The sequence below is a fragment of the Dendronalium sp. ChiSLP03b genome, from assembly GCF_034531165.2.
GTDB lineage: Bacteria > Cyanobacteriota > Cyanobacteriia > Cyanobacteriales > Nostocaceae > Dendronalium > Dendronalium minutum.
In genome coordinates this window covers 1-16,603 of sequence record NZ_JAVRBR020000030.1, presented here as the reverse complement: position 1 = coordinate 16,603, position 16,603 = coordinate 1, and the positions used below count along the sequence as shown (strand labels likewise).

The window sequence follows — 16,603 nt, the reverse complement described above, 5'->3', positions numbered from 1 at the left end:
AACATTCTAAAATTATTCGTTTGGCATTACTGAACTTTCTTTGTGGGCGATGGCGAGGCAATTTGACTATCACTAATTTGTTACTGCTAGTAGGTGCAATATCAGCTTATCTGCTTTGTATACCAGTTAGACAGCTAGGGAGCACACTCGGTTTATTTGTTTTCGCCATTTACTGACCCCTCAATACCTTAAGTTCTTGAACTAGTGCATCAACAATTTGTACAAAATCTGCTCTTGCTTCTCTGCCTGGTCTATAAATTCCTAAAGGTAGACCTCTACCAGAAGCATTAAGAATATCTGCTGATTCCCGAATTGGGCTAAAATACTGAATTCCTAAATTTTTACAGACTAAAGGAAGTTCCTCAACAATACTTCTATGCGCTCCCCAATCACTTTTCCAACGAGTGGGAACTATACCTAAGATCTTTGGAGTTGGCTTCAATCTCAGTCGCTTGCAATTGAAATAGTACCACTCAATCATTGCGGCAGCGCTCTGAGAAGCTTTATATTCAGGTTGAATTGGAATTAATACATGGCTAGAGGCGGCAAGAGCAGTTAGTGGTAAAGGCTCCAGTGTAGCAGGACAATCGATAATTATGAAATCGCGATCTAAGGGGTAATCACTCAACCGATCTGCAAGAGTATAAGCTCCACGCAAATCTTTTGAAACTGCTCAAATTGTCTCATGCAATTCTTTTCCACCCTTACAAACTTGGATTTTGTCAATCTTACCTTGCCAAGCTGTAACTAAAGGCCAGTCTCCCTTGAAGTCTGGATCGTAAACATTGGCCATCGTTCCTGGTGCTTTAGCTTCTCCTAACCCACAGAATAATGTCAACGATTCGTTAGGGTCAATGTCTAGGAGTGCGACTGAATAGCCACGAACACCTAATTCATAAGCAAGATTGTACGAAATGGTACTTTTAGCTACTCCTCCAGCGTTTGTTTCAATCGAAAGTATTAAATTGGCAGGCATAATATTTCTCTTTTTGAAAAAACTTTATTTCATACTTCAGTTCATGAGATAACGTTATATCAGTTTGCTCAAAGAATTTTGAGATAATGTTATATCATGTTTTTAATTTTTACTCAAAGTAATGCTTTGAGTAAAAGACTTATTAGACAGCGAACATTAAGAGCTAGCTAGAGAAAAGAGGATTATTCAGAGCACTACTATATGGATTTATTTGACCAGCATCTCGAAAAGGTAACAGAAAAAGAAGCGCCGCTTGCTGCTCGAATGCGTCCCTTGACACTTGATGAATTTGTAGGTCAAGACCATATCATTGCCCCAGGACGACTGCTACGACGTGCCATTAGTTTAGACCAGTTATCTTCCTTAATTTTCTACGGACCACCAGGTACAGGTAAAACAACACTGGCGCGTGTAATTGCGAATACTACCCGCGCTCATTTCATTGCTATCAACGCGGTACTCTCTGGGGTCAAAGAAATTCGAGCGGCAATTGAAACAGCTACTCAACAGCGTCAGTTTTATAATCAACGAACTATTTTATTTGTCGATGAAGTTCATCGTTTCAACAAGTCTCAACAGGATGCTCTGTTGCCTTGGGTAGAAAATGGCACAGTTATTCTAATCGGCGCAACCACAGAAAATCCCTATTTTGAAGTTAATAAAGCACTTGTCAGCCGTTCGCGTATTTTCCAGCTTCAGCAATTAAACGAACAAGATTTGTATCGGATTGTTGAGCAAACACTGGCTGATTCAGAACGCGGTTATGGCAAGCTGAAAGTGGAGATTGAAGTAGATGCTCTAGCTCATTTGGTCAATGTTGCTAACGGTGATGCTCGTTCATTATTGAATGCTCTGGAATTAGCAGTGGAGACAACACCAGCCAATACCAATGGAGCAATTCACATTACCTTGGCAGTAGCAGAAGAATCAATTCAACAACGCGCTGTTCTATACGATAAAGAAGGTGATGTCCATTTTGATACGATCAGCGCCTTCATTAAAAGCTTACGCGGCTCCGACCCGGATGCAGCCTTGTACTGGCTAGCGAAAATGGTCTATGCAGGCGAAGACTCACGTTTTATCTTTCGGCGGATGTTAATTCTTGCTAGTGAAGATGTCGGACTAGCTGACCCGAATGCTGTAGTGGTAGTTAATGCTTGTGCTGAAGCTTTTGACCGTGTAGGGATGCCTGAAGGGCGTTATCACTTGGGGCAGGCAGTACTTTATTTGGCAACAGCACCAAAATCCAATAGTCTTATGGGATTTTTTGATGCGTTGGCTGCGGTTGAACAGGAAAAAGAAGCAGAAGTTCCCACTCATTTAAAAGATGCCAATCGTGACAAAAAGGGTTTTGGGCATGGAGCGGGCTATCTTTATCCTCATGCTTACCGCGACCATTGGGTAGCACAGCAATACCTACCAAGCAGCTTACAAGGGCAAGTATTTTACCAGCCATCACAGCAAGGTCGAGAAAAAGAAATTAGTACACAGGTAGCACGCCATCGGGAAGCTCAACTGGCTGCATTAGTAGAAGGTATAGGTGTTGCTCCCTTAGAAATACTCACTTATGGAAGCGCTGACCGAAATTCCGAACGCTGGTTACAACGTACCCTCTCTCAGGTAGGTACACAGTTAGCAACAGTACGCGAGCGCATTTTTGATTTAGCTCAATTGCAACGTCATCATCTGGTACTGGATCTGAATGCTGGAACTGGTTTACTTACTTGGGAAGCAATACGGCAAGTTCCAGAAGGCGGAGTTTATACTTGTGTTCGCACTCTTGGTGATACTAATGCTCTAACCCAACAAGCAGCAGCACTAACAGAAATGATGCGTCCAATAATTCTAACTGCAACAATCACCGAGTTGCCTGCTGTTTTAACTTCTACTGCATTGGATGTGCAATTTGACTGTATAATCGGACGCAATGCACTGATGTCTGAGCCTGATAAAGCGATCGCTGCCCAAATTTTAGCTAAATTAACACCCCAGTCAGGAAAGCTTGTATTAGCAGAAACAGTGCCGCGTCATACTCAAAGGTTTTATCACTTGCTCAAACCGCACTGCTTGGATGCCCAATTGTATGAGCGATTAGTCGTAGCGGAAGAAGCAATTTATGCCGAGCAAAAAGACCCAATGCTCAACTGGGATGCAGATGATTTACGCTCCTGTTTTGAGTCGGCAGGGATAGCGGTAAAAGTGATTCTTGAGCAGAATTTAACGCAATTGCATATTACAACCACTTTTCTTAACCGTTTGTTTAATGTTGGTATCAATCGACCAAGTTACGCAGACCGTCTTGCACAGAATCTAACTAAAAAGGAAATACAAGCTTTCAAGGAGTTATCTACTCGACATTTACTTAATCAAACTGTTGATTGGGAAAGTACTGTTGCTTTTGTGCAAGTAGGTAGTACTGATAACAGTAAGCAATAATAGATTATTTAGTAGTATTAATGTACTATGATAAATTCACTTCAAAGCTTATAATGGCATGGAGCCGAGATGTCTGCAAATTCGGAAATAGCGTCTGAAAGCCCTTGCTAATTCTAGATTTTATAGATTTTGGTAGTTAGAAAGATTGATACTTCAAATGGTCGCTTGATATTTTGCTTCTTGACTACATAATTGCTGTAATCCTTGATATATCCGGTATTTAGCAACTGTTAGTTCCTAGCGTTCGCGGCTGTTTTTGGGAAATTTATGTTATTAATTTTGACTTTTACCAACTTTCGATGATTGAATAGTTTCTTTCTTCATGCCCAAAACCCCAGGGCAAACGCATCTAAAGTATAAGAATCCTTTAATAGCAAGGGTTTTGGCGTTTTTAAAGTTAGCCTATTTTTTCGTCAATATCCTTATCCTGCAAGGGTTTTAGAAATACCGTGCGTTCGCCCTGCCCAAAACCCCTAAAAAATCAATGTTACTCTGCTGTCAAATGCCAACTTTTACCCAAAGTTGGTAAGCACCAAGACATAAAAAACAGTCCAGCTTTTTACGGATAATCGTCACTCACAAGTAATTTAAATAACAATTATTTACGTAAAATTAGCGATATGAGGTACTTGCTGGTTTTGCTGGCTATTGACTTTAAAACCAGGATACCATTGCTGGAATTTGCTCTCTAACTCTTCATTGAGAACTAACATTCTCGCCTGGAGCAGAAGATGAACACCTTTAGGAGTCCAGCGCATCTGCTGTTTTTTGACAAATCGTTTGCTAATACTTGATTAACCGTTGATTCTACGAATCCAGTAGCAATAGCTTCACCATTTCGCCAACGTTCTCCATAATTGGGGATATAAGACCCATTGTTGGCAATGTAGGTTTCAAACTCCCGCACCATTTTAAACGGGAGCAACGCGATTTGGTGAGGTCGGATAAAAAACGTGCGCTCGCTAAAAATTATATTTAAGTACAGGGTGATTTTATTTACAGTAAAAAATATTAGTTTACAGAATAATTTATCTTGATGAGATATCTCAAAAAGATTAGTAGCAATTCATTGGACAATTATTTCCAAAAATATCTGCAAAAAGTCTTTGCCATTTTCCTCCAGGTACAAGTAAATGGAATAAGATTGAGCATCGCTTATTTTGTCACATTACTCAAAACTGGCGAGGTAGACCATTGACCAGGGCAAACGCACGTAAAACCTGAAACCCTTGCGGGACAAGGATATTGATGAAAAAAGAGACTCAATTATAAAACGCCCAAACCCTTGCCATTAAAGGATTCTTATACTTTAGATGCGTTTGCCCTGGACCATTGACTAGCTTGCAAGTTGTGATTAATTTGATTCGCAATACTACTACCACACAGGGATTAGAAGTTGAAGCTCGATTAGATCAAAATCTCTACAAAACGGGAATCAAAGTTACAGACCAAGAATTTAATACCATTGAAATTGAGCGAAATTCTTTTCATGGTGAGTGGAATTATATTATCAAACCAAAACCAGCTACATAATTGTTCAAGTTATTTTTACATAACTCCTATTAGGCATCCACCTAGGGGGGATTATAACTACTTTAACCTTTTGGTTGGCTTTTGAAGTTAAAGAATTTGGAAATCATTAAGACGCTAATTATGGCGATCGCCAAACTGATTGCAAAGACTCCCCTATAACCAGTTGCCTGGGCAAGAACACCACTGAGTGCAGCTCCAGCAATACTACCAAAGACACCGACTGATGTTTGGATAGTATAATCAGTACCGGGCGATTCTGGTCTGGCTTTATCCATCATGATGGTGAATGTAGTTGTGCCAATCATTCCACCAGCAAACTCTGTGCCAATTACCACAAGATAAAGAGCAGATAAACTAGTCACGCCAAATGCTGGAAGTAGATAAGCAGCTATACTCATCGCCCACAGCAAACTAAATATAGTTAGCGATCGCTTCCTTCCCCAAGGGGCAATCAAAAAACCTGCGGTAATCCCGCCCAGTATCGCAGCAACAGTATTTACAATTCCCATCAGCCAACCAATATCTGCTAGAGAAAGCCCAATATCTACTAGCAGAGGACGAAACATAGTAGCTGCCATACTGCTGCTTGCTGAATACAACAGTAACAGTAGCAACCAGTTTCCTATACCTGGGCTAGTGCAAAAGTTGATGAATGTCTTCAAATAAGAAATAGGGAATAGAAAGGTGGTACTACGGTTGGTAATAGACTTTGTAGCAGATGTAGATGAAGTAGATACCCGATCTGTGAGATTCGTGTATTGCTCATTTGTGACACTATCTAATGCAACCTGTTTGTTCTTTACCTGCTCTTGATGCCAAAAAAGTGGTATCAGTGCGACAAACATCATCACTGCCAAAATTTGTAGACTGGCAGTCCACCCCCAATAATTCAGCAAAACTAGCATTCCTCCCCCACCGATAGCTGCACCAAGAGATCCACCTGCACTTTGCACTGCATTCCCCAAACCTCGTTCGTGAGGCTCTAGTAATCCCACAGCAAGGGCATCGGTAGCAATATCTTGGCTGGCACTAGATAGACATATAATTGTCATACAGACCAGCAACGCATTAAAGTTGCGTTCAACATCGAGCCAAGCACTAACAGCTGTGATACAAGCAATCAGCAGTTGAAAACAAATAATCCAGAAGCGATAGTGTCCCCAGCGTGTAAATCCATAGCGGTCAATCAAGGGCGACCAAAGAAATTTCAAAGTGATGGGAAGAGAAAGCAATGGCAGTACACTAATCGCTTCTAGAGAAAGCCCCTTTTGACGCATGAACACAGGTAGAGCCTGGTATAAAAACCAAAATGGCATGAACTGTGATAGATACAAACTACCGAGCAACACAAGTTTGTTTAGGCTTTTAATGCTAATCACAACAGACAAAGTCCTGTAATGTTGAGTGCAACTTTTTGTTGGGGGAGAGTTCTGGCTAAAACTGCACTGAAATTGAACCAATCACAGTAAAAGGCTCCCCTGGGTAGATACCACTGATTCTGCTGAAAGGCACGCCAGTGATATGATTGACATCAAAAATATTCTTGAAGTTGAGAGCAAACCGCCAATTGTCTCGACGGTAAAAGATAGCTGCATTGGTGAGAAAGTAACTGTCTAGGTTAAAAGTGTTTTGCAAGTCTCCTTTACGTTCGCCGACAAAATTAAATCCCACCCCAAAGCCTAAACCTTGCAAACTACCACTTTGTAACTCATAGGTCGTCCACAAACTAGCGCTATTTCTGGGAACACCTGTAAGTGTATTGCCAACAATAGATAGATCGGTGTCATCTGTGACTTCGGCATCTGTGTAGGCATAGGAGGCAATAATATTCCATCCTGGTAAAATTTGCCCGCTAATATCGAATTCAAATCCTCTACTTCGCTGTTCGCCTGTTGCCACTGAAAAACCTAACCCAGGAAAATTCGGATCTTCTGTAGCAACATTAGTTTTGGTAATGTCAAAATATGCCAAGCTAGCAAAAATTCTACCTTCTGCTAATTCAGTTTTAATTCCGATTTCATAACCTCTACCGCGTTCCGGTTCGAGTAGCCCTCCATCAACACTGAAATTATCAACGTTGGGATTAAATGATTGGGAATAGCTAGCGTAAAGGGAAACTTCTTTAATCGGTTGATAAACAACTCCAATGCGCGGAGTCAAAGCATCATTGTATTGACTTGTGTCATCACCAGAATTAAAAAATGCTGGCTCATTTTGTACTTTTTGATTTACGGTTTCATAGCGCAAACCCGCCAGTAATTTGAAATTGTCAAAAAAGGCAATCTCATCTTGGAAATAAATGCCAAACCTATTTGTTGTAGATTTACTATCGAAGAGCAAATCGTTTAGATCGGGTCTTGGAGAACTGTCGTAAACCGGATCGAAGACATTAATTGATACCGGGTTAGAGAAATCCGCTCTCGCATAACTAGTAGAGTTGTTTCGATTTAAATCAACACCAAACAACAGAGTATGCTTCACCGAACCTGTAGCAAATTTACCAACTACATTTGTTTGTAGGGAATAGTCATCCGAATTAAAATCATCATAAGCGTAGACACGAGTGAGATCGCCAGTGGCCTCATCAAAGGCAATTGGAATCGTCAATCGATCGCTAAAGACATTACTTGTTGCATATCGAAATGCATTGCGTATTGTCCAGTTGTCGTTAAAACGATGTTCTAAACTATATCCGGTATTGACGAAATTACGCTCAATATAATCGTCTGGTTCATTGAGAACGCGATCGCGAGGCAGATCGATTACTCTATCCTCCACAGCAACCAGACCGGTATCTTGTGGTCGTCTGCGGTATGAATACTGCAAATCAACGGTTAGATTTGTGCGATCGCTGAATTTCCAAGTTAAAGCAGGTGCGAGAAAGAATTGCTCAAAATTCTGGTCAAAATCTCGAAAACCATCACTATTTAGATACGCCAGATTCAATCGATAAAACTCTTTTCCGTCCGTACTCAACGGCCCAGAAAGATCGATCCGCGGTCGAATCAAACCATAGTTGCCAAACTGTAATTCTGCCTCATAAAAAGGTTCTGACAAAGGCTTTTTGGTAACAACATTAATTATCCCACCCGGCTGAATTTCTCCATACAGAACTGAAGCCGGGCCTTTGAGAACTTCGATACGCTCTATATTTGCTGTTTCTGGAACCTCTTGATAATCGTATTGCCTGAAACCATCAATCAAGACAGGAGCATTATCAAAACCCCGAATAGTGTATCTAGCTTCCGAGCCAGTATCAAAACCGCCAGAAATAACATTACTAACATTGTTTAAGGCCTCATCTAACCGAATCACTTGTTGATCCTCAATCACCTTTTCAGGCACAACTTGAACTGATTGAGGAATATCGAAGACGCGAGTGTCGGTTCTAGTACCAGTGGTAGCGTTGGGTGCGCTATATCCATCTTGCTCGCCAGTCACCACTAGTTCAATTGGCTCATTAGTCTCAGCGGTTGGTTGTTCTGGTTGAGTTTCACCTTCTGATGGTTGTTGAGACGGAGGCGTTTGTGCTGTTTCTGGCTCTTGTTGTGGCTGTGCTTCAGGCGTTTGTGCTGTTCCTGGTTCCTGTTGTGGCTGTGCTTCAGGTGTTTGTGCTGTTCCTGATTCCTGTGGAGAAGCAGTAGAAGCTGGTGCTGTTACAAAGCCAAAAATTAAACCCTCATCACTGTCAAATAATTCGACTTGTGGCAAACCCGCCTCACCTATTACCGCCACCCGGATAGTATTCGCATCTTGGTTACTAACCGTGATTTCAGTAATTCCTGCAACTGGATTTTCCTGGCGGAATGCATCACCCTTAGCTAACCTTAGTTGAGCATTGGGAATGTCGGCAATATATGTATTACCTTCGCTTTTCGGCGATACTTGTAACTTATCTCCTGAAGAAGTTTCTAAAGTTATCTCTACACCTTTATCAGTAGGATTAACCCGGACACCAGTTATTTGTATGACTTCTGATGAACCTGCTTGACTAAGTGTAGACGGCTGTACCAACATTTGGGCATTGGTCAGCGGTTGGATTATCTCACTCAGTTGCCGAATTTTTCTAATCGGTTCTACAGCCTGGTTTTTAGAAAGTAGGGGTAATGGTTGATTGGAACTCTCACCAGTTTCAGTATGTGAAAAAGAGGATTTTACATCTTTATCTGTTATCTGCTCTCCTTGGGCAGGAGTTGCAATTAACATGACAACTGAGACTGTGAACAAAAAGCTGTGAACGAATTGCTCTGGTTTCATTATTTTCCTCATGCTCCATCGCATCATTCGCTTTTGGTTAATGACACGACTTCAAATAATTGAAAGTTATTAGCGTTTACTTTGCAAGTTAAATAATTTTATTGCAAACAAGTTTTACAAACAAGCCAGATTTGTTGAGAATACTTAATTATTTTCTGTCATAAGTTCGTTGACAAGTAGATATTTTCGGTATTAAGACCCAAATTGTAAGTTATTTTTAGTACTTCAATTAATCAAATATAGTAAAAAACCCTTTTAAATCAGTGCTTTAATAGTTTTGTACTTAAAATTTTAGAACACTTTGCTTTTTTATTCTGTCAGTCAAAGAAAATATCATAAAATGGTTATATTTTAGACATTAAATTTTATACCATAAGTAAAAAAAATATACTTGAAATACGTTTATATTGATTTTTTATAAATACTCTATTGCTAAATGCAACTAGTTCCCATTAAAGTTAGATGGAGGTTAATTGAAAATAACTTGCAATATAAATGTATAAATTTTGTCTTTCCAAGCTTGCAATTGCTTGGTATCAGGCAATGCTAAGACTTCTTCCATTGAGGCATTAACAAATCATTGATGCCTTATGAAGAGTCGAATGTATCACAGGCAGTCGCTATCGAAAGTTTATAGAGTGTGTTCCCAGAGTGTATCTAAAGCTTGAGCCGTAATATGTGTCAACAAACAGAGAGCGCTCATAAAAAATCCCATAACTGTTCTTCTATCAAAACACCAGTTGGGAATCAAGATGAAGCTAGAAACTCATCAGGATATATCGCTGATTCAAATCTGCAATGCAGTCAAGTTGACGATCGCCTATTAGATCGTAGAGTTTTAAGCGATCGCAGCCACATCAAAATCAGAGAGTGCAACTATGTTATGCAAGTATAGAACTGCGAGGCAGAAGCTAGATTTGTTGAACGATGCGATCGCCAGAGCCTAAACTTGTAGTTCGCTTCTAGCTTTCGGTATTTGCATAATCAGCATTGGCTGAAAAGAAATATTAGAACCATAGCCGTAGTCATACAGGTCAGGAGATTTTGAAATAATACTTTTACCTCCTGCCTCCTGCTATAACTTCAGTAACTGCGTGAAGAATTCACTAATTTAAATAAATCGAAAGCGTCAAGAAAGCATTTTCACTGACAAGCAGCTGAAAGTAGCATTTCTCAAACGTCTTTTGATTCTAAAGATACAAAATGATGTTTGAGAAAAGTTTACAATCTATTCAAGGTTGGTTAGTTTCGCATCTAGCATCTCTACTGGAAACTACTCCCCAAAATATTGACCTTGAGAGTCGCTTTAGCGATTATGGACTTGATTCAGTTAGAGCAACTAATCTGATTGAAAACTTAGCTACAGAGTTAGGGTGTCAGTTATCTCCTACTCTCATCTGGGAGTATCCCAATATTAGAGCCTTGGCTACTTATCTTGCAGGGACTCCAAATCGCCAGCTAATTAGCAATAACAATACCCGCAAATCTCAGAAATTAGCCACTGAACCAATTGCAATTATTGGTATTGCCTGCCGCTTTCCCCGCGTTCAAAACACCGCTGCCTTTTGGCAGTTGCTCAAAGATGAAGTAGATACCATCAGCGAGGTGCCTGCCGAACGTTGGCGCAAAGATGGTTTCTCCAATGATGATACCCGTTGGGGTGGGTTTTTAGACGAAATCGACAAATTCGATCCCGATTTCTTCGGCATATCTCCAAGAGAAGCCATTCAGATCGATCCCCAACAGCGTTTGATGTTGAAACTATCTTGGGAAGCATTAGCAGATACTGGCCTGCCAGTTGAAACCCTCAGAGGAAGTCGTACCGGTGTTTTTGTGGGAGCAATGTGGGCTGACTATGCAAATCTCATCAGACAAACAGGATTAATTGCTCAACATACAGCCACAGGTCAAGATTTAGGCATCATTGCCAATCGTATTTCCTATATTTTTGGTTTCCAAGGAGCAAGTCTAACGGTAAATACAGCTTGTTCATCCTCCTTAGTAGCTGTTCACCTAGCTTGTCAAAGTCTACGCTCAGGGGAATCTACCCTTGCACTGGCTGGAGGTGTCAACTTAACGATTGACCCTAATAGTACTTCAGTCATGTCCAAGTTTGGAGGTTTATCTGCTGAAGGTAGGTGTAAAACTTTTGACACTAATGCCGATGGTTACGTTAGAGGTGAAGGTGCAGGGATAGTTGTCCTAAAACCTCTTTCCTTAGCATTAGCTGCGGGCGATCCCATTTATTGTGTGATTAGAGGTAGTGCAGTCAACAACGATGGTTTCAGTAATGGTTTGACTGCTCCCAATCCCAAAGCTCAAGAAGCTTTATTGCGAGATGCATACGAGCAAGCTGGAATTAACCCCAATCAGGTACATTATATTGAAGCCCACGGTACCGGGACAAAACTAGGAGATCCTATAGAAGCTAAAGCATTAGGCGCAGTTTTGAGTAGCGATCGCCCCACAGATCGTCCGTTAATTCTGGGTTCTGTCAAAACCAACATCGGACACCTCGAAGCTGCTGCGGGTATAGCTGGACTCATCAAAGTTGTTCTAGCAATTCAACACCGCCAAATTCCATCTAACCTTCACTTTCACCAACCCAATCCCGAAATTCCTTTTAACGAACTACATCTACAAGTACAAACCTCTTTAACTAGCTGGCCTTATCCAGAAGAGCCAGCTTTGGCTGGAGTAAGTTCCTTTGGTTTTGGAGGAACTAACTGCCATGTTGTAGTTCAAGAATTGCTCAATATCTCATCACGACATTCTCGTTTTCCCTTACTAGTTCCTCTAGCGGCAAATAGTGAACAAACACTTCAGTCCCTCTGCCAGGAATTAAAAGTTAAATTACAAACTCCTGAATTGGGATTAAAGGAACTCATAACTGGTCATCAGCTTGATGGAAGTCACAAACTAGCTATGGTTGTTGATTCCCACACCAGAGCCGCAGAATATTTAGAGAATTTTCTTCAAGGAAAAAATTGTACAAGATTATACAAAAGTACTGAAATTCGCGATCGCCCGATTGTATTTGTGTTTTCGGGTCAAGGATCTCAATGGTTCGGTATGGGCAAGCAGTTGTTAGAGAGCGAACCTGTATTTAGGGCGACTCTAGAACAGTGCAATCGCTTAATGCAGCAATATGTAGATTGGTCTTTGCTGGAAGAACTCACCGTCTGGGTTGAGGAAAAATCTCGGCTGCATGAAATTGATGTGATGTGGCCGATTCTCTTTGCCATTGAAGTTGCTCTAGCATCTTTATGGAAACACTGGGGTATTGAACCTGATGTTGTTGTCGGTCACAGTATAGGAGAAGTTGCAGCTGCTCATGTAGCTGGTATTCTCAACTTGTCTGATGCAGTGCGGATTATTTATCATCTCAGCCATAATACTGCTATTTTGAGTGGTTCGGGAGCAATGGCACTTGTAGGACTTCCTTGGGAAAAAGCCAAAGCAGCCACCTTGTCTTATGAAGGCAGTGTTTACCCAGCTATTTACAACAGCCCTATTTCAACTGTACTTTCCGGTAACCAAGCAGCATTAGAAACATTATTAGCGCAACTACGACGCGATAATATTTTTGGACGACTAGTCAAGACGAATATTGCCGTTCATACTCCACAGATGGAATCTTTACATGTTCCGTTGTTGGAAATTCTTCAGGATATCAAACCTCAACCAAGTGAGACTTTGATGATTTCAACATTGACTGGTACTCCATTGAATGGGCAGCAATTTGACGCATCTTACTGGGCAGGTTTACTGAAAAAACCAGTACTATTTTCTCAAGCCATAGCTTATTTGTTAACAAAAGACTTTGACACTTTTTTGGAGGTAAGTCCACATCCGATTCTGGTGCCAGCGATTCAACAAACCTTACAACATTATGGTCAAGAAGGCATAGTGCTGGAGTCCTTACGCAGGGGCAAAGAAGACCGATATGTGATTTTACAATCTCTCGGTCAGTTATATACGCTAGGAAAATCTATCCGTTGGCATCATGTTTACAATCAACATTTTGAGACAAAGATTATAGATTCTCAGAACTCTTTACTCACGAGTCAGCCTCAAGTTCAGATTTTTCCACTCTCAGCTCAAAATCCCGCAGCACTTAAAGATTTAAGTAAAAAGCTATATATTCAATTAACTGAACAAACTCAGATATTTCTTAATGACCTTTGTTACAGTGCCAGCCGCCGATGGAGTCATCTTAACCAAAGATTAGCTGTAGCGATCACATCCATTGAGGAGTTAAAACAATACCTGAATTTGTTTGCACAAGACAATTTAGATGGCACTAGCGACTTTATTTGGGAGAATCGTCGGCGACAAGATACATCTGTAGTTTTTGTGTTTTCCGGTCAAGGTTCTCAATGGCCGACTATGGGACAGGAATTGCTTGGCGAAAGTGTGTTTCAAGCTGTCTGCCAAGAGTGCGATCGCGAGTTCCGGCGCTATCTCAATTGGTCTGTATTGGAGGAGATACAAAAATCAGAAGATGAGTCTCGTTTAGGAGAAACAGCATACGCACAACCAGCAATTTTTACCGTTCAAGTTGCTTTAGCCGCCTTATGGCGTTCTTGGGGAATTATTCCTAAAGCAGTCGTAGGCCATAGTTTGGGAGAAGTAGCTGCGGCTTATGTAGCCGATATCCTGACTCTTGCAGATGCTGTGCAGATAGTTTTTCACCGCAGCCAACAGATGCAACAAGCTACTGTTCAGGAGGAATTAACCTTTCTTCTCCAAGGAATTAAACCTAAAGAGCCATCAATTCCTATCTTTTCAACAGTGACAGGAAGTGCTTACAAAATTGGTGACTTTGATGCTAGCTACTGGAGTCGGAACATCAAAGAACCAGTACGTTTTGCACAAGCAATCGGCGCGATCGCCAACGAGGGTTATGACATCTTTGTTGAGATTGCACCTCATCCAGTTCTTGCTCAATCTATTATTCAGTGTGTCCCAGAGAAAAAAGCGATCGCGCTTCCCTCCCTGCACTTTAGCCAAAGCGATCGCACGGTGATGCTGAAATCTCTTGGACAACTTTATACATTAGGACTACCAGTTAACTGGTTGCAACTCTATCCAACTCCAGGACACTATATTCGTCCACCCTCATACCCTTGGCAAGAACAACGATATTGGTTTGAGGAAACACATCCTCTGCCCACAGTACAAGAAATCGTCCCCCAACAGCAACAAATTTCTAAATTACCACAGTTGCAGGTACTTTCAGAAAGCGATTGCTTAACTTTTTTAATTACCCATATTCAAACAGAAGTCGCAAAAATTTTGGGTTTGAGTTCTGGACAACTACCAGATACAAAAATCGGCTTTTTTGCAATGGGTATGGATTCTTTAATGGTTGTGCAATTAAGAGACAGATTAAAAACTAGTCTCGGACATTCTCTTTCTGCAACTATGGCTTTTAATTATCCAACTATTGAGGCTCTAGCTGGATATTTTGCCCAAGAAGTATTTTCTGTTTCAGAAAAATCTGATAATTTTTTGCGTCAAAATGAAAATAATTTGGAGGTAACTGCTACCATGCTAGAAGACTTTTCCGAAGAAGAAATGGAAGAGTTATTACTCAAAAAACTGCAATCTATTTAAGATAGATAAAAATCACAAATTTAGACATTTATATAATTCTGATAAATTCAAAAATGACCTGATGTGTATTAATAATTAGCAGCAAACTTGAGATGGATCAGATTTCAGAACGCTTCTCACATTTATCTCCACTGAAACAAGCATTTCTCAAATTAGAAGAAATGCAATCTAAGCTTGAGGCTATGGAGCGAAGGCAAACTGAGCCAATCGCGATCGTTGGCATGGCGTGTCGATTTCCGGGAGGAGCCAATTTAGAATCTTTCTGGCAACTATGCAAAGATGGAGTAGATGCTATTAAGGAAGTACCATCAAACAGGTGGGATTTAAATATCCATTACGATCCAAATCCTGCAAGTGCCGGGAAGATTTATACCCGTCGAGGGGGATTTTTGGAACAAGTAGATGAGTTTGATGCTTCCTTTTTTGGAATTGCTCCCCGTGAAGTTGTCAGTTTAGATCCCCAGCAACGGCTGTTACTGGAAGTGAGTTGGGAAGCTCTGGAGAATGCAGCTCAAGCACCAGATAAACTGCATAACAGCAGTAGTGGCGTGTTTGTAGGCATAAATAGCGATGACTACAAACAACTTCAGCTGATGTCCGGCGATGCCACTAACTTGAATGCCTATACTTTCACAGGCAATACTGCCAGCGTCGCAGCAGGTCGCTTATCTTACTTTCTGGGTTTACAGGGGCCTACCTTAGCTGTAGATACAGCCTGTTCGTCATCCTTGGTAGCAGTTCACCTAGCTTGTCAAAGCCTGCGTAACGGAGAGTGCCGCCTTGCCTTAGCTGGTGGGGTACACCTGATGTTATCAGAGAATTTAAACATTGTTCTCTGTAGAATGCAGGCTTTGTCCCCTGATGGTTACTGTAAAACTTTTGATGCCGAAGCCAATGGCTATGGACGGGGAGAGGGTTGTGGGGTAGTAGTCCTTAAACGTCTTACCGATGCCATAGCAGATAATGACAACATCCTAGCTGTGATTCGAGGCACGGCAATTAACCATGATGGTCGTAGCAGTGGGCTGACAGTTCCCAATGGATTAGCTCAGGAAAAACTGATTAACGCTGCCCTTGCTAATGGTCGGGTAGAACCCGCACAAGTCAGTTATGTAGAAGTCCACGGCACAGGCACAGCATTGGGAGATCCCATAGAAGTTGAAGCTTTAGCAAACGTCTTAGGCAAAAAGCGATCGCCAAATCAGCCCTTAGTATTAGGTTCCGTAAAGACTAACATTGGTCATTTAGAAGCAGCAGCCGGGATAGCTGGTCTAATCAAAGTCGTACTAGCAATGCAACACAGGGAAATCCCGCCTCATCTGCATTTGAAAAAGCTAAATCCTGTCATTGCCTGGGAAGAACTTCCCGTTGTGATTCCAACCGAGTTAACCCCCTGGTCTTCAATAGATGGACAACGGCGTTTTGCGGGAGTTAGTTCGTTCGGGATGAGTGGCACTAACGCCCATGTGGTATTAGAAGAAGCAGGAGAACTAGAGAATCAGCATCGTATGGCAACTGAGCCTTTTGAGCGTCCGTTGCATATTCTCACCTTGTCTGCCAAGAATGAAATCGCTTTACAAGAATTGGCTAAACGCTACTTCCATCACTTAACAGCCAACCCTTCAGAGTCATTAGCAGATATTTGTTTTACAGCAAATACAGGGCGATCGCATTTTGAGTACCGTTTAGCGATAGTTGCTGATTCTTTATTGTCTTTACGCCAACAGTTGCAAGCCTCAGCTTTTGATGCATCAGTAAATAGCGATAATCCACGCAACAGAA

General features: G+C 41.3%; 6 protein-coding genes and 4 pseudogenes. 6 read left to right on the top strand and 4 right to left on the bottom strand.

Annotated elements, in window-relative coordinates:
* Positions 1 to 169: 169 nt before the first annotated feature.
* Positions 170 to 976, bottom strand: a pseudogene (locus RMY31_RS07615) (ParA family protein).
* A 201-nt stretch (positions 977 to 1,177) separates the two neighbouring features.
* Between RMY31_RS07615 and RMY31_RS07610 the strand changes: the two are divergent.
* Entirely contained in the window at positions 1,178 to 3,412 is a 2,235-nt protein-coding gene (locus tag RMY31_RS07610) for an AAA family ATPase (RefSeq protein ID WP_322664009.1), read from the top strand.
* A gap of 602 nt (positions 3,413 to 4,014) precedes the next feature.
* Here the strand turns inward: RMY31_RS07610 and RMY31_RS07605 are convergent.
* A pseudogene (locus tag RMY31_RS07605) lies at positions 4,015 to 4,325 on the bottom strand (ISKra4 family transposase); the annotation flags it as partial.
* Positions 4,326 to 4,516: 191 nt separating this feature from the next.
* Here RMY31_RS07605 and RMY31_RS07600 point away from each other — a divergent pair.
* Positions 4,517 to 4,609, top strand: a pseudogene (locus tag RMY31_RS07600) (ISAzo13-like element transposase-related protein); the annotation flags it as partial.
* A 132-nt stretch (positions 4,610 to 4,741) separates the two neighbouring features.
* Positions 4,742 to 4,945: pseudogene (locus tag RMY31_RS07595) on the top strand (ISAzo13-like element transposase-related protein); the annotation flags it as partial.
* Between the two features lie 62 nt (positions 4,946 to 5,007).
* Here RMY31_RS07595 and RMY31_RS07590 read toward each other — a convergent pair.
* Entirely contained in the window at positions 5,008 to 6,294 is a 1,287-nt protein-coding gene (locus RMY31_RS07590; RefSeq protein ID WP_409877595.1) for an MFS transporter, read from the bottom strand.
* A gap of 85 nt (positions 6,295 to 6,379) precedes the next feature.
* Positions 6,380 to 9,202, bottom strand: coding sequence for a TonB-dependent siderophore receptor (locus RMY31_RS07585; RefSeq protein ID WP_322664013.1), 2,823 nt, complete (start codon positions 9,200 to 9,202; stop codon positions 6,380 to 6,382).
* A 676-nt stretch (positions 9,203 to 9,878) separates the two neighbouring features.
* Between RMY31_RS07585 and RMY31_RS07580 the strand changes: the two genes are divergently transcribed.
* The 3 genes from RMY31_RS07580 to RMY31_RS07570 all read left to right on the top strand — a co-directional run.
* Positions 9,879 to 10,097 carry a hypothetical protein gene (locus RMY31_RS07580; protein WP_322664015.1) on the top strand — a complete coding sequence of 73 codons (219 nt, stop codon included), beginning with the start codon at positions 9,879 to 9,881 and terminating at the stop codon, positions 10,095 to 10,097.
* Positions 10,098 to 10,405: 308 nt separating this feature from the next.
* A complete protein-coding gene (locus tag RMY31_RS07575; protein ID WP_322664017.1) occupies positions 10,406 to 14,821 on the top strand; it encodes an acyltransferase domain-containing protein in 4,416 nt (1,471 codons plus the stop codon).
* Between the two features lie 92 nt (positions 14,822 to 14,913).
* On the top strand, positions 14,914 to 16,603 hold a 1,690-nt coding region (locus RMY31_RS07570), incomplete at its 3' end, for a type I polyketide synthase (RefSeq protein WP_409877592.1).

Bases quoted from the DNA above. Each gene is read 5' to 3' on its own strand.
- RMY31_RS07610 (WP_322664009.1), top strand. From the start codon at position 1,178: ATGGATTTATTTGACCAGCATCTCGAAAAGGTAACAGAAAAAGAAGCG.
- RMY31_RS07585 (WP_322664013.1), bottom strand. From the start codon at position 9,202: ATGAAACCAGAGCAATTCGTTCACAGCTTTTTGTTCACAGTCTCAGTT.
- RMY31_RS07580 (WP_322664015.1), top strand. From the start codon at position 9,879: ATGTGTCAACAAACAGAGAGCGCTCATAAAAAATCCCATAACTGTTCT.
- RMY31_RS07575 (WP_322664017.1), top strand. From the start codon at position 10,406: ATGATGTTTGAGAAAAGTTTACAATCTATTCAAGGTTGGTTAGTTTCG.